General features: G+C 60.7%; 17 protein-coding genes. 6 read left to right on the top strand and 11 right to left on the bottom strand.

Features of this window, described 5'->3' with window-relative positions; genetic code table 11:
* Positions 1-12 precede the first annotated feature (12 nt).
* The 7 genes from ACP8IT_RS10445 to ACP8IT_RS10415 form a co-directional block, all read right to left on the bottom strand.
* Complete coding sequence (locus tag ACP8IT_RS10445) at positions 13-393, bottom strand: monovalent cation/H(+) antiporter subunit G (RefSeq protein WP_005279458.1); 381 nt, start codon at positions 391-393, stop codon at positions 13-15.
* Positions 390-665, bottom strand: coding sequence for a monovalent cation/H+ antiporter complex subunit F (locus ACP8IT_RS10440; protein ID WP_023018012.1), 276 nt, complete (start codon positions 663-665; stop codon positions 390-392). Before ACP8IT_RS10440 ends, ACP8IT_RS10445 begins: the two co-directional genes overlap by 4 nt.
* On the bottom strand, positions 665-1,192 hold the full coding sequence (locus ACP8IT_RS10435; RefSeq protein WP_005279462.1) for a Na+/H+ antiporter subunit E: 528 nt from the start codon (positions 1,190-1,192) through the stop codon (positions 665-667). The genes ACP8IT_RS10440 and ACP8IT_RS10435 overlap by 1 nt, the downstream gene beginning before the upstream one ends.
* Positions 1,185-3,050, bottom strand: coding sequence for a Na+/H+ antiporter subunit D (locus ACP8IT_RS10430; RefSeq protein ID WP_284610806.1), 1,866 nt, complete (start codon positions 3,048-3,050; stop codon positions 1,185-1,187). Before ACP8IT_RS10430 ends, ACP8IT_RS10435 begins: the two co-directional genes overlap by 8 nt.
* Positions 3,043-3,543 (bottom strand): Na(+)/H(+) antiporter subunit C, encoded by a 501-nt coding sequence (locus ACP8IT_RS10425; RefSeq protein WP_005279466.1) that lies wholly within the window; start codon positions 3,541-3,543, stop codon positions 3,043-3,045. Before ACP8IT_RS10425 ends, ACP8IT_RS10430 begins: the two co-directional genes overlap by 8 nt.
* On the bottom strand, positions 3,544-6,552 hold the full coding sequence (locus ACP8IT_RS10420; RefSeq protein ID WP_490290051.1) for a Na+/H+ antiporter subunit A: 3,009 nt from the start codon (positions 6,550-6,552) through the stop codon (positions 3,544-3,546). It abuts the gene before it with no gap.
* Between the two features lie 245 nt (positions 6,553-6,797).
* Positions 6,798-8,165 carry a dipeptidase gene (locus ACP8IT_RS10415; protein WP_490290050.1) on the bottom strand — a complete coding sequence of 456 codons (1,368 nt, stop codon included), beginning with the start codon at positions 8,163-8,165 and terminating at the stop codon, positions 6,798-6,800.
* A gap of 179 nt (positions 8,166-8,344) precedes the next feature.
* Here ACP8IT_RS10415 and ACP8IT_RS10410 point away from each other — a divergent pair, with 179 nt between their 5' ends.
* From ACP8IT_RS10410 to ACP8IT_RS10385, 6 genes are all read left to right on the top strand, one after another.
* The gene (locus ACP8IT_RS10410; RefSeq protein WP_490290049.1) at positions 8,345-10,360 is read left to right on the top strand and encodes an OPT family oligopeptide transporter; all 2,016 of its coding nucleotides are present in this window, start codon (positions 8,345-8,347) and stop codon (positions 10,358-10,360) included.
* 267 nt (positions 10,361-10,627) lie between these two features.
* On the top strand, positions 10,628-12,271 hold the full coding sequence (groL, locus tag ACP8IT_RS10405; protein WP_005279471.1) for a chaperonin GroEL: 1,644 nt from the start codon (positions 10,628-10,630) through the stop codon (positions 12,269-12,271).
* 727 nt (positions 12,272-12,998) lie between these two features.
* A complete protein-coding gene (locus tag ACP8IT_RS10400; protein ID WP_023029262.1) occupies positions 12,999-13,178 on the top strand; it encodes a hypothetical protein in 180 nt (59 codons plus the stop codon).
* Between the two features lie 24 nt (positions 13,179-13,202).
* Complete coding sequence (locus tag ACP8IT_RS10395) at positions 13,203-13,328, top strand: hypothetical protein (protein ID WP_023029261.1); 126 nt, start codon at positions 13,203-13,205, stop codon at positions 13,326-13,328.
* A 160-nt stretch (positions 13,329-13,488) separates the two neighbouring features.
* Positions 13,489-14,388 (top strand): polyphosphate kinase 2, encoded by a 900-nt coding sequence (gene ppk2 / locus ACP8IT_RS10390; protein WP_023029260.1) that lies wholly within the window; start codon positions 13,489-13,491, stop codon positions 14,386-14,388.
* Between the two features lie 254 nt (positions 14,389-14,642).
* Positions 14,643-15,791, top strand: a complete 1,149-nt coding sequence (locus tag ACP8IT_RS10385; protein ID WP_023029259.1) for an alpha/beta hydrolase — start codon at positions 14,643-14,645, stop codon at positions 15,789-15,791.
* Between the two features lie 103 nt (positions 15,792-15,894).
* Here the strand turns inward: ACP8IT_RS10385 and ACP8IT_RS10380 are convergent, their stop codons facing one another.
* The 4 genes from ACP8IT_RS10380 to ACP8IT_RS10365 all read right to left on the bottom strand — a co-directional run bounded on the left by ACP8IT_RS10380 (position 15,895) and on the right by ACP8IT_RS10365 (position 21,546).
* On the bottom strand, positions 15,895-16,686 hold the full coding sequence (locus tag ACP8IT_RS10380) for an Abi family protein (protein ID WP_023029258.1): 792 nt from the start codon (positions 16,684-16,686) through the stop codon (positions 15,895-15,897).
* Between the two features lie 156 nt (positions 16,687-16,842).
* A complete protein-coding gene (locus ACP8IT_RS10375; protein WP_023029257.1) occupies positions 16,843-20,751 on the bottom strand; it encodes a Pls/PosA family non-ribosomal peptide synthetase in 3,909 nt (1,302 codons plus the stop codon).
* Positions 20,752-20,753: 2 nt separating this feature from the next.
* Complete coding sequence (locus ACP8IT_RS10370; protein WP_005284892.1) at positions 20,754-21,212, bottom strand: MarR family winged helix-turn-helix transcriptional regulator; 459 nt, start codon at positions 21,210-21,212, stop codon at positions 20,754-20,756.
* Positions 21,213-21,249: 37 nt separating this feature from the next.
* Complete coding sequence (locus ACP8IT_RS10365) at positions 21,250-21,546, bottom strand: rhodanese-like domain-containing protein (protein WP_023029256.1); 297 nt, start codon at positions 21,544-21,546, stop codon at positions 21,250-21,252.
* Positions 21,547-21,568: the final 22 nt, after the last annotated feature.

The following is a 21,568-nucleotide window of genomic DNA, read 5'->3' as shown; positions in this document are numbered from 1 at the left end:
TAAAGGTGCCTCCTATTTGCGGCGCAGCGAACGGCCGGCGGGGCGGTCATTGCGCGACATCGATTCCTCGGAACCGTACAGGCCTTCACGGCGTGCGATACGTGAGGTGCGCTGCGCGGTCACCGGGCTGGTAAACATCGCAAACAGTACCAGCAAAATAAGCATACCCAAATCACCACGCTCGGCCATACTGAATGATTCTGCCCCGGTGATGCGGATGAACGCACCCATGATGGTGAGGATGAGCCCGGTGGTCTGCGGCTTGCTCACGGCATGCACGCGGGACATCGTGTCCTTAAAGCGCGCCAGGCCAATGGCGGCGGCGAGGATGAGCAGGCTGCCGCTGATGACGAGGATGAGCGAGAGGATATCGGCGATTAAAGACCAACTCATTGGTTATCCCTCTTCCTAAACCTGGTGACGGACACGGTGGAGATGAAGCCGAGCAGCGCGATGACCAGCATGGCTGAGACCACGGAGGTATCGAGCGACCAGCACATATAGGTCGCCAGCGCGCATTGGAACATGGCGGTAAACCCATCCATTCCCACCAGCCGGTCGAGGGAGTTGGGCCCGGTGATAATGCGCCAGACGGTGATTAATACGGAGACCCACAGCAGGAATGCGGGAACCAGCAGGATGGCGTGATAGATCTGCGGATCCATTATGGGTGGCTCCTTTCAAAGATCTCGATCATGGAAGATTCTAGGCGGGATACGGCATCGATTTCGCGCTGGATCTGCGCCTCATCCCGGGCATCCAGGATGTGGATGGTGATCATGCGATTGGCGATGTCAATATCCGTCACCGTTCCACCCGGCTGCAGGTTATATAGCGTCACGGCAAGGGAGAGGATGAACTCATTTTCTAGGCGCATCGGCAATTCCAGGATGGCGGTCTTGGGCAGCGGCTGCGGCCTTGAGGCGAGCCAGCCCACCTTGAGGGAGGCGTAAAACAGCTCCCAGAACCAGCGGAGCATGTAGCGGAAGAATTTGCCCCACGCGACCTCGACGCCGGCAATGGGCATCGCCGGCAGCGGCAGGGCAAAGACGATGACCAGGGCGACGAGGAGGCCGCCGACCACATTGCCTACCGTGATTTCGCCCATGAGCATGCACCACATGACCGTGATCCAGACGGTAAACCACGGCCGGAAACGGTAGCGCACACCGGCAAAGCGGCTCTTAGTCATCGCGGGCCTCCTTCTTTACTGGCGTAGGGCTTTCCGATGCCCCCGATTTCCCCGGCGCATCCTCGCTCGGCGTCTTCGAAGTCGGTGTCTCCGGGCTCGGCGTTTCTGCGCTCGGAGTCTCCGGCGCGGCGGATTTCGGATCGTGGGCCGGGCCGGGATCCGGCAGCAGGTGGCTGCGCTCTTTGTAGGAGTCCGCGCCGCCTTCGTAGCGCTCCTTCTGGTCAAGGTGCCGGGTGGGGTTATCGGCGTTTTCGCCCAATACGGCGTACTGATAAATGGAGGTATCCTGCGCGGATTCGGCCGCGCGGGAGGTAATGCCGGAAATCGGGCCGGCGAGGAAGGTAATCGAGGTGGAGGCGATGACCAGTAGTGCGGTGGCACCCAGCATGCCGAACGGCACTCGGCCAACGTCCTGGCGGGAGGAGAACTCGACCTCATCGGTGATATCGGAAAGCGGGGCAGGCCGGGCCAGGGCGACGTTGCCCTCGGGGGCATCGGCGCGATCGCGCTGGAAGCCCTTGGCCCAGACCAGCATCATGACATAAAGAGTCAGCAGCGAGGTCACCAGTGCGCCACCGATAAGCACCCATGCCAGCCAGGAGCCTTCATTGGCGCCTGCCTGAATGAGGATGATCTTGCCCAAGAAACCAGAGAACGGCGGTACGCCGCCCAGGTTGATGGCCGGGATGAAATACAGCACGGCGATAAGCGGGGCGGAATACATCAGCGAGCCCAGGCGCCGGAGCGAGGAGGTACCGGCCTGGCGCTCGATGAGGCCGACGACCAAGAAAAGCGCGGTCTGCACCAGAATGTGGTGGATGGCGTAGAAAATGGCGCCGGATAGCCCCTGGGCGGTGCCCAAGGAGACGCCAAAGATCATATAACCGATGTGGCTGACCAGGGTAAAGGACAGCAGACGCTTAATATCGGTCTGCGCGATGGCGCCCAGGATGCCCACCAGCATGGTGGCCAGCGCCACCCACATCAGCACGGTATCGAGCCCACCATTGGTAAAGATGGACGTGCGCGCGCGGATGATCGCGTACACACCGACCTTGGTCAGCAGGCCGGCGAAGACGGCCGTCACCAGCGAGGGCGCGGTGGGGTAGGAGTCCGGCAGCCAGGCGGCTAGCGGCACCACCGCGGCCTTAATGCCAAAGGCCACGAGCAAGGTGGCGAAGATGGCGGTGCGGGTGCCCTCCGGGATGTCCTGCATGCGCTGGCCAATCTGCGCCATGTTCATGGTGCCGACGGAAGCATAGACATACGCCAGCGCCAGCAGGAAGATCATGGATGAGGCCATCGAGACCATCACATAACCCACGCCGGCGCGCACGCGGCCTGCCGATGCCCCCAAGGTCAACAGCACGTACGAGGCGACGAGGAAGACCTCAAAGCCGACGTAGAGGTTAAAGAGGTCGCCGGCCAAGAACGAGATATTCACGCCCATGGTCAGCAGCATGTAGGTAGGCAAAAAGACCGCGACCGGTTCATCTTTGGTGCCATCGCGCACACCCTGGGAGATGGCGTACCAGATAACGGAGAACAGCACCACGGAGGAGGTAAAGAGGATCATCGTGGAGAGCCGGTCCGCGACCAACGTGATACCCACCGGCGCATCCCAGCCGCCTATTTGCAGGGTCTGTATGCCATGAAAATCCACTATTATGATCAGGCTCGCGTTTACCGCAGCCGTAATCAGCAGGGAGAAAAAGGCAATCTGGCGCTGCACATTAGGCATGCGGGCAAAAAGCAGAGAGAGTGCCGCGGCCACGGCCGGGATGATAACCGGCAGCGGGATGAGGGCGCCGACGTATGGATACATCGCCTCGGCCGCCTGGTGGAATGGCTCAGTCATCTTCGGCTCCCTTCACTGGCTCCTCGAAGGATTCGGGGCCGAAATTATCGCCTTCCTTGGTGGCCCGCCCGGTGGCGGGGTCATTGGAGGCATCATGATCCGCGCTCGCCGCGGCATTGCCGGGCTTGGAGGCCTTGGCGGCAATCGCGGTGTCTTCGGCGTCATCTTCAATGACGTCGGCGGTGCGGTAGCGGTACTGGCGGTAGGCTAAGGTGAGGATGAAAGCCGTCAGCGCCATGGAGATGACGATGGCGGTAAGAATCATCGCTTGGGTAAGAGGGTCTGCAATATCGCTGCCATAAGGCTGGGCCTCGCGGCCATCGATGGGCGGTGAGCCCGCCGGGCCACCGGCCTGCAGCATGAAGAGGTTGGCGCCATTGCCCAGCAAGAGCAGCCCGAGCAGCATCTTGGTCATGGCGCGGTCGAGCAAGAGGTAGATGCCCGCGCTAACCATCACTCCGGCGGCGAGCAGGAGGAAGAGGTTCGCTTGCATTTATTTCTCCTTTCCTGCGTTGTCCCCGGAGTCTGGGCCGGAGGAGCTCGTTGCGGCTGGTACCTTTTCTTGTTTCTTTTCTTGTTTTTGTGACCGTTGGGCCTTCTGCTTGGTGCTGCGCTCCCGGTTCTTCCGCGCAAGGGAGCGGGCGCGGTCGCGGGCGCGCTGCTTACGCATCTCTTCTTCCTCATCCAGCTTGGCGCCGAGCGAGCTGAGCACGTAGAGCGTGAGCCCCACGACGATGAGGTAGACGCCTAAGTCAAAGACCAGCGCCGAAGGCAGCGAGACCGCGCCGATAAGCGGGATCTCGGGCGAGGTATATCCGCTGGTAAGCGGCGGATGGCCAAAGAACATCGGCACCACCACCGCCAGGGCGGAGAAGGAGAGGCCAGCGCCCATGGTGCGCCCGGCATCGATGGGCAGGGCCTCATCGAGCTCCGCGCGGCCACCGGCCAAGTAGCGCAGGATGAGCGCGAGCGCGGCCACGAGGCCACCGGCGAAGCCGCCGCCTGGCGCATTGTGCCCGGCGAAGAAGAAGTAGAACGACAGCGCCATCATGGAAGGGAAGAGCACGCGGGTGGAGACGTCGATCATCAGCGAGCGGTTGAGCGCCTGCTCCGATTCCGCGCCCGCGGCCAGCCAGCGCCGGCCCGTGACCTGCAGGGTTGGCCGGCGGCTGTCCCTAGAGAAGGATTGGGTGCGATAAATCAGGGAGGCCACGCCGAGCGCGGCGATGATGATCACCGTGATCTCGCCAAAGGTATCCCAGGCGCGCAGGTCCACCAGCAAGACGTTGACGGCATTGGCACCGTGACCAATCTCCTTGGCCAGCTCCGGCATGTACTGCGAGATGGGCTCGGCAGAGCGCGCGTTGATGGCGAACATCGCCACGATGGTGACGGTCAGGCCGGTGCCGACGGAGAGCCACGCGCGCAGGCGGCCCATCTTCGGGTCCTGCTTCCACTCGGTAGATGCCGGGATGCGGCGCAGCACCAGCATGAATAGCACCATGATGATGGTTTCCGTCAGCAGCTGGGTCAGCGCCAAGTCCGGGGCGCCGTGGATGGCAAAGACGAAGGACAGGGAATAACCGGTAATGCCGACGATGATGACGGCAGACAAACGGTTATCGGTCACCGTGGCGGCGATGGCGGCCACCATCATGATGATGGCGGCGACAATCTGCCAGGGATTTTCCGCAACCACCATGCGGATATCCGTGAGATCACCGGTAATCAGCATGGTCAGCGGCAGCACCATGAGGGTGGCGAAGATGACGGTCAGGTTGAGCTGCAACGAACCGCGCTGGGTCACGGCCGTGGTGCGCAGGGAGAGCTTGCGCAGGGTGGAAATGACCTTGTCGTAGACGGCGTCGGCATCGCCAAGCGCGGGGTACGCAAACTGCCATTGCTCCAGCACCTGGCGGCGCCAGTGGACGATGATGCCGGCCACGATGATGATGGCGGAGACACCCAAGGTCACCGACCACCCGTGCCAGAGGGCCAGGCCGTGGTGCTCGCCTGCCCCGAAGGTGGAATCGAGGTACTGATCGATGGCCGCCGAGAGCGCCTGCGGCGCAAGGCCGAGCGCGATGGTCAGCGCGGTGAGCACTGCCGGGGCGAGCCACAGGCCCACGTTGACCTTGTGCATCGTGGCTACGGCCTTAGAGACGCCGTCCTTATCGTCAGGGAGATTCTTGGAGGCAAAGGCACCCCACAAAAAGCGCAGGGCATAGGCCATGGTGAGGATGGAACCTGCCACATAGGCCACCAGGATCATATTGCGCGGCATGCCAATGAGTAGTTCTTCGTGCATGGTGGATTCCAGCACGGCCTCCTTGGACACAAAGCCAAAGAGCGGGGGAACACCAGCCATGGACAGGGCGGAGATTACCGCGATGCCGTAGAGGAAGGGCTGCCTGCGGCCGAGGCCGGACAGCTTTGTAATATCGCGCGTGCCGGAGCAGTGATCGATGGCGCCGACCACCATGAACAGCGCGGCCTTAAAGAGCGAGTGGGCAAAGGTCAGCGCCAGGCCCGCCTGCATGGCCTCCCGGGAGCCAACCGCCACGATGGAGGTAATAAAGCCCAGCTGGGAGACCGTGCCATAGGCCAAAATGAGCTTGAGGTCCTTTTGCTTTAGCGCCATCCAGCCGCCGAGCAGCATGGTAAACACGCCCAAGGAAATGACCACGAGGTGCCAGGTGGCTACCTCGTACATATCCGGTGCCAGGCGCGCGACCAGGTAGATTCCGGCCTTAACCATGGCCGCGGAGTGCAGGTACGCCGAGACCGGCGTTGGCGCTGCCATAGCACCCGGCAGCCAGAAGTGCGCCGGCACGATGGCGGATTTGGTCAGCGCGCCGACCAGGATGAGCACGATGGCGACGGTGACGTATGGCGTTTGGGGGAAGTGATCGTAGGCGTGGATTTCACTAAACGTCCACGCCCCGGTCTGCCGGCCGAGCAGGCAGATGCCCATCAGCATGGACAGGCCACCCAAGACGGTGACCATCAGGGCTTGCTGCGCGGCGCGGCGCGAGGAGGCGCGCTCGGCATAGTAGCTGACCAATAGGTACGAAAGGAGGGAGGTGATCTCCCAGAAGACGTACATGAGCAGCAGGCTATCGGAGGTCACCAGCCCAAACATGGCGGTGGCAAAGCCCACCATTTGGCCGGCGAACATGGCAAGCCGGCGCCGCGTGGAATCGAAATAACCCCAGCAATACAGCAGGACCAACGCGCCCATGCCTAAGATGATGAGGCTAAAGAGCCCGCCTAGGGCATCCATGCGCAGATCCACGGCGAGGTGCGCGGCCGGCATCCACTCGATGGTGTAATTCAGCGTGCCGCCATCGCGGAAGGTGCCCCGGGCAAAGTGCGCGAGGGTCCACACGAAACCGACACCGGGAACTATTGCCAATAAACCAAAGGCTGGGCGGCCCACATTCATGATGAGCAGCGGTGCAACCACGGTGGCAACGATGAGGGCACCCAGAAGTATTAGCACGTTGGAATCTGCGCTCCTTAGGTTGTGTCAAGTTCTCAGACCCTCGGTGCCGCGGTGCGTGGGGCATATGCGCCGGGAGCATATACACACCAAGACAGTTCGCACTCGGCCGAGTACGAACTGTCCCACTTGTGCAAGTAGCGTGGCCGGAAACGGGGTCAACTCGTCAAAAGTTTACCGGTTTTTCCACAACTTCGAAAGATTACTTTTCGTGCACAGTATTATATGCCGCCGTTGCGCGCTTTTTAAGCGTAGCGCTGCAAGAAAAGAGCCTCTGCGGCGGCGACGTGCTCGATCTCGGTGGGATCGACGGACTCATTGGCGGAGTGGATGGTGCACTTGGGCTCTTCCACGCCGTAGAGGGCGATTTCCGCGTTGGGGTGTGCCTCCTGCAGCTCGGTGGTTAGCGGGATGGAACCGCCCATGCCCTGTGCCGCGGTGTCCTTGCCGTAGGCCTCGGAGAGGCACTGTCCCAATAGTGCGACGGCGGGCTTTTCCGGGTCGGTGGAGAAACCGGCATTGGCCTCCACAACCTCAGCCTTGACGTGCGCGCCCCACGGGGCGTGGTTCTTCACGTGCTCGCAGACGGCCTCGCCGATGGCGCGGGCATCGGTGCCTGCTGGAACGCGCAGGTTCAGCTTGGCGGCCGCGGTAGCGGGCACGGCGTTGACGGCCTCAGCCACCGGGGTAGAGGTAAAGCCGGTTACGGAAAGGGCCGGGCGGGACCACACCATATCCGCCACCGGGGTAGCACCCTCCGGGTCCTTGGAGCCCATGATCTCGGTGCCCTCGAGCAGCTGCGCATCGCCGCGGAAGGCCTCGGCCGGGTATTCCTGGCCTTGCCAGTGGGCGCTGGTATCCACGCCATCGATGGTGGTGCGGCCGTACTCATCCGTGAGCGAATCCAGCGTGCGCATCAGCGCCTTCACCGCATCCGGGGCCGCGCCGCCGAATTGGCCGGAGTGAACGGGTGCGGCCAGGGTATTGACCTCGACCTCAATCTGCGCACCGCCGCGCAGGGAGGTGGTCAAGGTGGGCTGGCCCACGGCGGCATTGCCGGCATCTGCAATCAGGATGGCATCGGCAGCGAAAAGCTCCGGGCGGTCCTTGATGAGCTGGGACAGGCCCTCGCCGCCGCGCTCTTCAGAGCCTTCGATGAGGTACTTCAGGTTCACCTTCGTGCCGCCATTGGCCTCCAGTGCGCGCAGGGCCGCCAGGTGCATGGCCACATTGCCCTTGCAGTCCGCCGCGCCGCGGCCGTACCAGCGGGTGGTGCCCTCGGCATCGGCGCGCTCGGTCAAGGTGAACGGATCGGATTCCCAGGCCGCGCGGTCTCCGGCGGGCACGACATCGTAGTGCGAGTACAACAGAACGGTCTTGGCACCTTCCTCGCCCTTGCGCTCGCCCAAGATGGCGGTGGAGCCATCGGCGGTCTCGATGGTTTCTACCGTTGCCCCGGCTTCTTCCAGCGCGGCCTTCACCCACTGGCTAGCGCCCTGGGCCTGGTCTTCCAAGCCCGGCTCATTGTGCACGGAATTGAATCCCACGAGCTCGCTGAGCTGGCGGAAGATGGTGTCGCGGTCACTGCGTACGCTGTCAAAGATATTTGTCATGCACCCCACGGTACCCTGCCGTGCGCGGGCCATAAAGTAAGCCATAAATTAAATGGAATAGGTACACGGGGCGGCGGTGGCCTAGAATTTTCCCCATCTTCCCGCCAGGTGCCTTCCGGTGGCCGACGCGAAGATGGTTGAGATTAAAAACAGTAAAGCAATACTAGAAAGGACCTGGCATGGCGTCTACGCAAGCTTCCGCCGCCGGTTCACAGGCCAGCCTGCCCGAGTTGACCCTGCGCGGGGTCATCATCGGTGGCCTGATTACCCTCATTTTTACCGCCGCCAACGTCTACCTGGGCCTGAAGGTGGGGCTGACGTTTGCCACCTCCATTCCCGCCGCCGTGATTTCCATGGCGGTGTTGCGCCGGTTTGCCGGGCACAACATCAAAGAAAACAACATTGTGCAGACCATTGCCTCGGCTGCAGGCACGTTGTCCGCCATCATCTTCGTTCTGCCCGGCCTGGTCATGGTGGGCTATTGGCAGGGCTTCGGATTTTTCAAAACTGCAGGCGTCTGCATCATCGGCGGCGTGCTGGGCGTGATGTATTCCATCCCGCTGCGCCGCGCGCTGGTGACTGGCTCCGATCTTCCTTATCCGGAAGGCGTTGCCGCCGCGGAGGTCCTCCGGGTTGGCGATGAAAGCGGCGACGACTCCAGCCACGGGGAGAATGCCAAGGGCTTGCGCGTCATCGTCGTCGGCGGCCTGGTTTCCGCCGCGATGGCGCTATTGACTTCGATGAAGGCCGCGGCCGCCGAGGTGTCTACCTATTTCAAGCTCGGCTCCGGCGCCACCACGCTGGGCGCTAGCCTGTCCACCGCGCTCATTGGCGTCGGACACCTGGTGGGCCTGCCGGTTGGCATCGCGATGCTGGTCGGCGTGGTCATTTCCTACTTCGTCCTGCTGCCCATCCGCACCGCGGGCGATGTGGGGCCTGCTGCCGCGCTTGCCGATGTCGTCGATACCACCTTCGCCGATGACATCCGCTTCATCGGCGTGGGCACCATGGCCATTGCCGCCATCTGGACGCTCATCAAGATCGCCGGCCCGATTACCGTGGGCATCCGCCAGTCCTTGGCCTCATCGCGCACCCGCAAATCTGGCGGCGCGGTCGATGTCACCGAGCGCGATATTCCCTTCCCCTATGTGGTCACCACCATCGTGGTGCTGATGGTTCCCATCGCGCTCTTGCTCTGGGACTTCGTGCAGGGCACCGATATCCATGACCACATGGTGGTGCTCATTACCGTCTCCGTGCTCTTTACCCTGCTGGTGGGCCTGATCATCGCCTCCGTCTGTGGCTACATGGCCGGTTTGATTGGTGCGTCTAACTCGCCCATTTCTTCCATCGGTGTCATCGCCGTGCTTACCGCCTCGCTGGTTATTGCGGCCGTGACCCGCGGCACCAGCGCGGAGCCGCTCTCGCTGGTGGCCTATACGCTCTTTACCGCGGCCATCGTCTTTGGCATTGCCACCATTTCCAATGACAACCTGCAGGATCTTAAAACTGGTCAATTGGTGGGTGCTACCCCGTGGAAGCAGCAGGTGGCGCTGATCATTGGCGTGGTCTTCGGCTCCTTGGTCATCCCGCCGATTTTGCAGCTCATGCTCACCGGCTTTGGCTTCCAAGGCATGGAAGGTGCCGGCGAGGATGCCCTTGCCGCCCCGCAGGCCGCCCTGATGTCCTCGGTGGCCTCCGGCATATTTGAAAACTCGCTGAATTGGAGCCTTATCTTTACCGGCATGGGCATTGGTGCCGTTCTCATCATCGTGGACGAGTGCCTGCACAAGTTCACTTCCAAGGGCTCGCTGTCTCCGCTTGCCGTCGGCATGGGCATGTACTTGCCCGCAGCACTGACCATCGTCATTCCCATCGGCGCCATCCTGGGTACCTTTTATAATAAGTGGGCCGCACGCCAATCCCGCCCGGAGTTTGCCAAGCGCATGGGTACGCTGTTGGCCACCGGCCTCATCGTGGGCGAGTCCCTCTTCGGTGTGGTCAATGCCGCCATCATCGCCGGCTCCGGCGGGGATAGCCCGCTGGAGGTCTTTTCCGGCGGTACCTCCGCGACGGTGCTCGGCATAGTGCTATTTATCGCCGCGCTCAGCTTCATCTACCGCTGGACCGCGCGCAAGGTGCAAGCCCCTGAGAAGGCCGAGAACCAGGACAAGGCCGCGGCGGACGCGCAGTAGGCCGCTTTCTTATATATACGTATATGTACGTTTGCATCTGGCGCCTCAGCGGGAGGCGCCAGATCGCTAGAGGCAAGCGCGTTGCACCTTGCAGTCGGGGGAGGAGAGTGCCAGAATAGTCGTTAGCACTCGCACAGAATGAGTGCTAGATAAATCTCCATCGTTGTGGTTGAGGTTGGTCCACACTCACCAGCCATGCCGTCGCGGGCGTCCGCAGCGAGAAAGACGTGAGTGTCGTCCTCAATAAATCCAAGGAGCACAAACACTATGGCAAAGATTATCGCTTTTGATGAAGAGGCCCGCCGCGGCCTTGAGCGCGGCCTGAATACTCTGGCTGACGCAGTCAAGGTCACCCTCGGCCCCAAGGGCCGCAACGTCGTCCTGGAAAAGTCCTGGGGCGCACCGACCATTACTAATGACGGCGTTTCCATCGCTCGCGAAATCGAACTCGAGGATGCTTACGAGAAGATCGGCGCCGAGCTGGTCAAGGAAGTTGCCAAGAAGACCGATGACGTCGCCGGCGACGGCACCACCACCGCAACCGTTTTGGCACAGGCACTCGTCCGCGAGGGCTTGCGCAACGTAGCCGCTGGTTCCAACCCCATGGGCATCAAGCGCGGCATCGAGACCGCAACCAAGAAGGTTGTGGACTCCCTGCTGTCTTCCGCTAAGGAAGTAGAAACCCAGGAGCAGATCGCTACCACCGCTGGCATTTCCGCTGCGGACCCAGCAATTGGTGAGAAGATCGCCGAGGCTATGTACACCGTGGGCAACGGTTCCGTAAACAAGGACTCCGTTATCACCGTGGAAGAGTCCAATACCTTCGGCGTGGACCTCGAGGTTACTGAGGGTATGCGCTTTGATAAGGGCTACATCTCCGGCTACTTCGCCACCGATATGGAGCGCCAGGAGGCAGTCCTGGAGGATCCATACATCCTGCTGGTCTCCTCCAAGATCTCCAATATCAAGGACCTCGTTCCGCTGCTGGAGAAGGTCATGCAGTCCGGCAAGCCACTGCTGATCATTGCTGAGGATGTTGAGGGCGAAGCCCTGTCCACCCTCGTGGTCAACAAGATCCGCGGCACCTTCAAGTCCGTTGCCGTGAAGGCTCCGGGCTTCGGCGACCGCCGCAAGGCCACCCTGCAGGACATGGCCATCCTGACCGGCGGCCAGGTCATCTCCGAAGAGGTCGGCCTTTCCCTTGAGACCGCCGAGCTCGAGTACTTGGGCCAGGCACGCAAGGTCGTTGTGACCAAGGATGAGACCACCATCGTCCAGGGTGCTGGCACCCAGGAGCAGATCGATGGCCGCATCAAGCAGATCCGCGCCGAGATCGAGAACTCCGATTCCGATTACGACCGCGAGAAGCTGCAGGAGCGCTTGGCTAAGCTTTCCGGCGGCGTGGCCGTGCTCAAGGTCGGTGCTGCCACCGAGGTTGAGCTCAAGGAGCGCAAGCACCGCATCGAAGATGCCGTGCGTAACGCCAAGGCAGCCGTGGAGGAAGGCATCGTTGCCGGCGGTGGCGTTGCCCTGCTGCAGGCCGCTTCCGTTCTTGACTCCATTGAGGCCGAAGGCGACGAGGCAACCGGTGTAAAGATCGTCCGCGAGGCACTGTCTGCACCGCTGAAGCAGATCGCTCACAACGCTGGCCTCGAGCCTGGCGTCGTGGCCGACAAAGTCTCCGGCCTGCCCGCCGGCGAGGGCCTCAATGCCGCCACCGGTGAGTACGTCAACCTCATGGAATCCGGCATCAACGACCCGGTTAAGGTCACCCGCTCCGCACTGCAGAACGCTGCATCCATTGCTGCACTGTTCCTGACCACCGAGGCCGTTGTGGCTGATAAGCCAGAGCCTGCCGGCTCCAACAACGCTATGCCTGACGCTGACGCTATGGGCGGCATGGGCTTCTAGGCTAAGAGCCTAGAAAGCCTGCCGTATAGCCCTTATATAGGCCTCTCAGGCGATATAAGAGATTTACGCGTCAACGCCTCAGTGGGGCACGTTAAGTGTCAATGCGCCCCTCTAATGTGCATATACCGCACAATGGAGGGGCGCTTCGGCGTGTCTAAGGCATTCTGTGCTTTCGATGTGTTACCGCAACGATGAAATTTCGTTGAATCGCGGCATAAACGACGAAAATGCTAGTCATTGGCGTCTTTCTTGAGTCATGACAGTTTCTTCATGGGGCGCCGAAAACTAGGTGACTGAGGCTAAATAAGTGTCCCCTTACCTAATAACATTAGCCACATGCGTCACAGTGCCCCCCGATGTGGGTACTCGAGCGGGCGGTAGGCGCAAGAAAATTTTGGCTGGGTCTACAGACGTTGGAGAGTTATTTATATCGGTATTTGCACCCTCGAGTGTTACAGTGTTCACCCGAAATTAACTAAATCGCTGTGCGAGAATACTAAAATCGCAGCTCACAGCCTTGCTTGGACGTCATAAATCCCATCGCGTACCTATATAAAAAACAAGACCATTTCAGTGCAAGTTGAAAAAGGCGAAAATTTTCCGCGAAGTGGACTTGCTTTCAATCGAAGTTGTGCCAAAATATCTCTTGTGACGCCCACTGAGGGTGTCTGCAAACTGCAAACCCCTCCGGGGCAGAAAGCTTCGGACGTACTTTAGGAGTTCAAATATGGACATCTCCACCATCCAGACTCACCTGGACAACTTTGTTACCACTTGGACCCAGTGGCACAACATTGTCGAGGCTGTTCACTCCCTCGTCACCACTGGTAAGGAGAGCTTCGGTGCGGTAAGCTCCAACTTCCCGCTCTTCGCTGGTTCCAGCCACCAGAACGTATACGAATTCTAATTTAATTCTTTTTAAGGAGACACAATGCAAGAGCAACTTTCTTCCTTTGCTTCTAACCTCTACACCTTCGGTGAGGCTATCTACAAGGCGTTCGAACCGTTCTTGAACATCGCTGACGCTGCTTCCAAGCTGCTCGGCATGTTCGCATAAGAACATCGCTTCAGTAGTGAGCTTATAAAGCTCCTGAAGTAGAATGACCTGTCCCGTTTGGGGCAGGTCATCTTTCGTTTTCTTGTTCTATATCCCTGTATGCAGGGGTAACCGTCGTAATCAGCGCGCTAGATGTAGGCAATGGGGTTACACTAAATGCATGGCTGATATTAAAGACGACGAACTCCCTGAGATTGACCTTGCAAAGACGGACGGCTTTGTCGTCGATGGAGCGGATGAAGACGATCCGTCGCTGATTATGCCGGATGGTTCTCCCGTGGAAACGTGGCGTGAGAATTATCCTTATGACGAGCGCATGACGCGCGATGAGTATGACACCATTAAGCGCTCGCTGCAGATTGAGCTTTTGAAGTGGCAGAACTGGACCAAGGAAACCGGCCAGCGCCACATTATCCTGTTTGAAGGCCGCGATGCTGCTGGCAAGGGCGGCACCATCAAGCGCTTTAATGAGCACCTGAATCCGCGTGGTGCGCGCACCGTGGCTTTAGAAAAGCCGTCACCGCGCGAATCCACGTCATGGTACTTTCAGCGCTATATCGAGCATTTCCCTGCCGCGGGAGAGATCGTCTTCTTCGACCGCTCCTGGTACAACCGTTCCGGTGTGGAACGGGTCATGGGCTTTTGCACTGAGTCCCAGCATGCGGAGTTCCTGCGTGAGGTGCCGATGTTAGAAAACATGCTCTTAGGATCGGGTATCTCGTTAACCAAGCTGTGGTTCTCGGTTACTAGGAAGGAACAGCGTACGCGCTTTGCTATCCGGCAGATTGACCCGGTGCGCCAATGGAAGCTCTCGCCAATGGACCTGGCTTCCCTGGATAAGTGGGATGATTACACGCGCGCGAAGGAAGAACAGTTCCGCTATACGGATACGGAAGAATCGCCGTGGATTACTATCAAGTCCAATGACAAGAAGCGTGCACGCGTCAATGCGATGCGCTATGTGCTCTCGAAATTCGAGTACACCAACAAAGACCATGAATTAGTGGGGGAGCCGGACGCGAACATTGTTAAGCGTGGGCGCGACCAGATTGGTGATTAGTAGCTTTAAGCCTTAGCGCCTTTTGTAGCGGGAAGATCGTGATAAGCGGTCTTCCCGCTTTGCCGTGTCTGCGGCTTCAATGGTGGCTTAATCTCAACTGTGGCTGGACCGTGATTTGGGGGCTATTGCTTAAAGAATCAGCAGCCATAAATAAAAACTTCTTGAGTTACGTTCCCGGGAAAACTACTATTAGGGTGACCTAAGAGTCATCTTGCCCGTATGCGTGGCATAACCCACATCTAAGGAGTATGTACATGATAAGGAAGAAACTGTGTGTCTTGGCTACCGCGACCGCTGTATCCATGGCACCGATTGCAGTATCGGGAACGCTCACTGCCACCGCATTTGCCGGTGGCGGCGAAGCAGCCGCGGAGGCAGCGGCCGATAAGACCGACGTGCTTGGCCGTTCGACGATGTCTGACAAGCAGATTGCCGATGAAGACGGCTACTTTGATAGCCACGACGGTGAAGGCGTGAAGATCTACTACCGCAAGCAGCTGGTTGAAAACCCGCGCGGCAATGTCGTATTGGCGCACGGCGTCTCTGAACACTCTGGTCGCTATGACTACGTGGCCAAGCGCCTGCTGGACGCCGGATACAACGTCTACCGCCTGGACCACCGCGGACACGGCAAATCTGCGTCTGGCAGCACGCCGCTGGGTCACATTGATAACTTCCAGTACATCCTCAATGATTTCGACCGCGTCGTCGATATGGCCAAAGGCGAGCACCCCGATGTAAAGACCTTCCTGTTGGGTCACTCCATGGGCTCGCTGACTGTTCAGGCATACGGCATCCGTGAGCCTGGCAAGGTCGATGGCATCATCACCAATGGTGGCGGTGCGCCGTTGAACCTGTCCGGCAAGAAGGCAACCGGACAGACCATCACGCCAGAAGAGATTTCTGAGGTGCAAAAGCAGCTCGACCCCACCCTGTTCGAGCGCTTGCCGCTGGCGGATATCACCAGCTTTAACGCCAACTACGCGCAGAACCTGATCCCGCACCGGACCCACATTGGTGCGCAGTCGCCGGAGCTTTCCAAGAAGGTTATGCTGTCGAACCCCTTCACGGAGGGCATTTCTACCAGCCAGGCCGTCAAGGACGAGTACGCTACCAGCCCGCTCATCGCGCAAAAGACCAGCGCCGGTACCGCGCTGCAGCTGGGTGCTATTGCAACCTATGATGCCGTCAATGCGGACTTGTTCACCGCGCCGACGCTTATCATGCACGGCACCAAGGACGGCATTGTTCCGCCGTACTTCTCCCAAGACTGGTACAACTCCATTTCCTCTGAAGATGTGGAATACATCAACTGGGAGGGCCAGAAGCACGAGGTATTTAACGAGCCCGCCGCTGATCAGGCCCTCGATACCGTTGTGGATTGGCTGGACCGCCACGTGTAGAAGATAGCGTGTCTCGGGTTTAATAGGCCCGGCACACAATGACCTGCTTTCCCTGTCGTTGGGTTGGTACTTAGGCTTTAGCGGCCTAGGGAAGGTGGGTAATTTATGATTTGTTTGAATTATTTAGACTTGCGTAGAAGGTGTCCAACTCGGTGAGAATTGCTGTTGTGGGCAGGTTTTCCGTGAGGTAAGAGGCTAAATCACGGTCCAACATCGCTGCTACATCTTGGCAGGCCTCGTGGCATTCTCTAGGCCGTAATCGAGTATCTGTGCCCGTGACAGGGATGCCGCGAAGGACTACAGACTCGTGATGCGCAACCCTATTTCTAATTTTCTTTATCTCGAGGATTTTGGAATGAACCCACTTACGGGTCAGACCGTGAGTGGAAAATTCAGGATCTTTCTTCCGAGCTACTGAATTCGCACCTGGAAAGACAGAAATTAAGGCTTGGCGGGACCAAATTCTGTCATGATCAGCATTGTTGAAAGGGGCTGGTAAGCCCGTGGAGCCTCCTGTATCGAGGATATTTGTCCAAGTTCTAAACATGGAAGCAGCAATGACCCGTCCTCCCAGCCTTTTGCTTCGTTCGGTATTCTTGGTGAAGTCTGTTGGCAGGCTATTCCATGCTTCTGTGATATTGTCTCGAACCCGTTTATCGAACCCCATCTCGAGCTTGCAATACCAATCATCTCCGTATTCGGAGCTGAGATATCCAGAAACTGAGTTACGTAATGCTACTTCGATGAAGGCTATCTCATGAAAAAGGGAAGCACTAAGGTGGCGATCGAGTTCGTAGAGCTCAAAAGCCTTATCTGTGGATCCACCAGTTTTTGTAAGGTAGGGCTCCAACCTGTTTTCTGATAACCACTCTTTTTTAATCCGTTTACTACTCATGGCTACCAACTTAAAGGCTCTTTAAAAATATTTTTGATTGAGGCGGCACGTCCGATTATACTCGGTATAGTATTCCCCTCCTCGTGGTGGTCAACCGTTCAGCGGCTTGGCTGAGGAGGGGTCTTTTGCTTACATAACTCCGGATCCAGGCGTGGGCTATCCCCACGGCTCAATGGGGTTGCCCTGCCAGGTGGCGTTGTCGGGGACGCGGTCACCGCGCATGACCAGCGAGCCGGGGCCGACGGTGCTGGAGGCACCGATGAGAGAGGCAGGCAGCGCCACCGAGTGGGAGGCGAGCGTGGAGCCGGCCTCGATGGTGACTGTATCTAGGCTCATCACGCGGTCCTGGAAGAGGTGGGTCTGCACCACGGTGCCAGGGCCCACGGAGGCACCGGCGCCGACGTGGCAGAGATCGGTTTCTGGGAACCAATAGGAATCGATCCAGGCGCCCTTGCCAATGTCCACTCCCAGGCCCCGCAGACCCAGGTTGATCTCTCCTGTGCCGTAGGTGTGCTGGAAGAACCACGGGGCGGCGACGACCTCTACGAAGGTGTCTTGCAACTCGTTGAGCCAGACGAAGGCGCTCCACAGCGGGTGGTCGGCCGCGCTATGTGTGCCCACGCAGATCCACTTCACGGCGATGGTCACGGCCATGGCGATAGCGCCCATCGCCATGAGCACGAGGCCGGAAAGTGCCCAGGTGGCGGGGAAGCCGACATCGGCAAGCAGGTAATACAGCGTCCCCAGGGTGGCGGCGAGCAGCATGGCCGAGAACATCGGCGCGAGCAGGCGCATGGTCTCCACGATGCCGCGGGCGGCCTTGAGCTTGAAACCCGGGTTATAGGTCAGGGCCTCGGCGGACTCGGCGGGGGCATCGACCTGGGCGGCAACGCGGCGCATGCGCTCTGGCGGGGAACCCCACCAGTTGGCGCCGGACTTGGTCTTCTTCGGGGTGGAGGACAGCACCGCGACCAGGGAGTTCTTGGAGAGCTTGCGCCCGGGTGCCGTAATGCCGGAGTTGCCCACGAAGGAGCGCTTGCCCACCTTGGCCTCGCCGGAGTGAATCCAACCGCCGCCGAGTTCGTAGCCGCCGATCATGGTGTCATCGGCAAGGAAGGCTCCGTCTTTGACGTCCGTGAGCGCGGGGATCATCACGGCGGTGGAAATCTCCACGTCCTTGCCAATGCGCGCGCCCAAAGCGCGCAGCCACCGCGGGGTCAGCTGCGAGGCATAGAGCGGGAAGAGCTGCGTGCGGGCCTCATCCATGAGGCGCTCGATGGCCCAGAGGCGCCAACCGGCAGCAGAGCGCACCGGGTTCACGCCGGGCGAGATGCCGATGGACAATATGCGCACGCCCAGCCAGGTCTGCAGCATGTAGGTGGCAAAGGCCACGAGCGCCGCGAGGGGAGCGAAGAGGACTGCGCCGATATAGCGATTGCCGGACGTGGCGTGAACCAGCACCAGATCCACGATTGCGGCAATGACAAGCGCGATAAGCGGCTGGGCTGCCAAGAAGAGGGAGGTAGCACCATAAATGGCCACCCACCAGGGGTGGCGCTTGGGCGGCTTAGATGGGAAGCGGTGCTTGGAGCGGCCCACCTTCTTGGCGGGTGAACCGGACCAGCGTTGGCCGTCCTTGATCTTCTTGCGGCCGGTGACGGTGGAACCCGCCTCCACGTGGGCGTACTTGCCCACCACGGTGCCCGGCAGCAGCGTGGAACGCGCGCCCACGCGGGCGCCTTCCTTGATATCGATGGCACCAACGTGGAGCACGTCGCCGTCGAGCCAGTAGCCGGTGAGATCGACCTCCGGTTCCACTGCGGCGTGCTTGCCCAAGGTGAGCAGGCCCGTCACTGGTGGCAGCGAGTGCAGGTCCACGCCGCGCTTCATCTTCACGCCCAAGGCGCGGGCGTAGTTATTGACCCAGGTGGCACCGGCAATCGAGCGCGAACCGGAGGCATCGGCCCACCGCTCCGCGGCCCAGATCCGCAGGTGGGTCGAACCACCGCGCGGGTAATCGCCGGGCGTGATGCCTGCGGTAATCAGGCGTGCGCCAAAGCCGCCGATGGGGATGCGACCCAGCGGCGTGGCAAAGATGACAACCAGCGCGGTGACCAGCCACCACGGGAAGGACTGCGCCCAGTCCACGCCCAAGGCAGAGGCCACGGTCGAGCCCAGCATGAGCCAGGCTAGCCAGGTGGTCGCCGCCAGCGTCATGGCGGGGATCTGCAACAGCGTTTGGGCCACGCGGGTCTTCGCGCCCACGGGCGTGACCTCACGCAGCGGTTTTTGTTGCTCCGCTTCGGGGCGCGGTTCGGCGCCGGCGATGAGCTCTGCCAGCGAACCCAGGCGCGGGTGGTCATAGAGATCGCGCACGGCCACGGTGGGGTAGCGATCGCGGATGTGGCCCACCAGCGTCGCCGCGGCCAGGGAGGTACCGCCAAGGTCGAAGAAATCGGCGTTCTCATCCTCCACGGAGACACCGAGGGTCTCGACCCAGAGCTCGGCGAGCCACTTCTCGGTCTCTGTCAGCGTGGTCGATTCCACGCCGACGCCGGGTAGCGGCCACGGCAGGGCCTTCTTATCCACCTTGCCGGAGGTGCGCACCGGCAGCTCATCCATCACGCAGATGCGCGGGACCAGCGCCGCGGGCATGGTCTCCGCCAGCCGCTCGTGGGCCACGCCGTGGTTAAAACCGCGCGCCTCATCTTCCAGCGAGACATACCCCACCAGCACGGATTCGCCGCCGGGGGTCTTTTGCACGGCCACAGCGGAGTTATAGACGTTATCCAACGCGGCGACGTTCGCGTCCACCTCACCCAGCTCAATGCGGCGCCCGCCAATCTTTACCTGGTCATCCACGCGGCCCACAAAATACAGGCCGTCTTCTTCCAAGCGCACGTGGTCGCCGGTGCGGTAGGCGCGCTGCCAGCCCATGGATTCCAGCGGCGCGTATTTCTCCGCATCCTTCTGCGGGTCTAGGTAGCTGGCCAGGCCCACGCCACCGATGACCAATTCGCCGGTCTCACCCAAGCCAACGGGCTCGCCCTGCTTATCGATGACCACCAAATCCCACCCATTCAGCGGCAGCCCGATCGATACCGCGCGCCCCGGGATCATCCGTTGCGCGCAGGCGACGACGGTGGCCTCCGTGGGGCCGTAGGTATTCCACATCTCGCGCTCCTCGGTGGCCAGGCGGTCCACCAATTCCTGGGAGCAGGCCTCGCCACCGACGATGAGCAGGCGGATATTATCCAGCGCCTCCGCAGGCCACAGGCCCGCCAGGGTAGGGACCGTGGAGACGACGGTGATATCGCGGCGAATCAGCCACGGGCCGAGGTCCATGCCGGACCGCACCAAGGAACGCGGGGCTGGGACCAGGCAGCCGCCGTGGCCCCAGGCCAGCCACATCTCCTCGCAGGATGCATCGAAGGCAACGGAAAGCCCAGCCAGCACGCGGTCTTCTGGACCTAGCGGGCCGTGGGGATGATCGATGAGGAAGAGGCTGGCCTCCGCATCCACGAAGGCGGCCGCAGAGCGGTGGCTTACGGCCACGCCCTTTGGCTTGCCCGTGGATCCGGAGGTAAAGATGATCCACGCGGTATCTTCTGGCCGCGGGGCCTCGACGCCCTCTGCCGCGTGGCGCGGGTGTTCGCGCAGGAAGCGGAAGCCGTCATCGCTAAACAGGCCATCGATATCGGCCTCGCCGAAGACCATCTCCGCGCGCTCATCCGGATCGTCTGCGTCCACCGGCACGTAGGCCGCACCCGCGGCCAGGGTGGACAGGATGGCAAGGTAGAGATCCCGCTTGCCAGACGTCATCCGGATGCCGATGCGATCGCCCCGGCGCACGCCATTGACGTGCAGCTCCGTGGCCCACAGTTGGACCTCGTGGACGAGTTCGGCGTAGGTGATGATTTCGCCATCGTCAAGCGCGGCGGCTTCCGGGTGAATCTCAGCCGTGGTGGTGATGATGTCCCACAGCGTGCGCGGGCGCGGGGCCAGATCGCGCAGGAGGTACTGCTGCGGGACGCTAGGTCTACTACACTCTTCGGGCTCGTCCATCCTTATGCCTCGTCCTCATCCGCGGCGATGATGGCCTTGGCCAGCTTGCGCAGGTGCTTGAGCTGCTTATTGGTGGATACGTCGAGCGCATCATCCTCGGCGTTGGCGACGAGCTCCGCCAGGTCCTTGTGGGTCTTGGTGCCCTTCTTGGTGCACGCCACGATTTGGCGGCGGCGGTCCTTGGGATCGCGCTCGCGCTTGGCCCAGCCGCGGTCCTCGAGGGCATCAATAAGCCGCACCATATCGGAGGCGTCGATGGCCAAGGTCTCAGACAGGAAGGACTGGGAGGCGGCATCCGCCTCGACGAGGCAGGTAAGCACCCAGAATTCGCGGATGGTGGTCTGCTTAGTCTGCAGGGCCGCCTCGACGCCATCGCGGGTGCGGCGGCGCAGGCGCTCTAGCTGGAAGGACGGGGATTCGAGCAGGGAGGTGGGTATGCCGGAATTATTAGTGGAAGACATACCATCATCATAATCTTAAAAGATGGGTAAAGGCCAATTAATTGCGGATAACCGGCAGGCCATCCGCCTCCCACTGGCTGGTGCCGCCCTCGACATTAATAACGTCCCAGCCCAGGGCGTGTTCCAGGTACTGGCAGACCTGCGCGCTGCGCCCGCCCGAGTGGCAGATGACATAAATATCGCGGTCCGGGTTGATTTCCTGGATGCGACCCGTTATCTCACTCATGGGAATATGGGTGGCACCCTGCGCGTGCACGGTGGCCCATTCGTCGTTTTCGCGCACATCGATAAGCTGCGCGCCTGCGGGAACTTCGGTTGGCTGTACGTTTTGCATACCCCGCAGTCTACGTGCCGCG

The sequence above is a fragment of the Corynebacterium sp. LaCa_23 genome (genome assembly GCF_058182375.1).
Note: the sequence above shows the minus strand (reverse complement) of the source record. Positions and strands in the feature narration are given on the sequence as shown.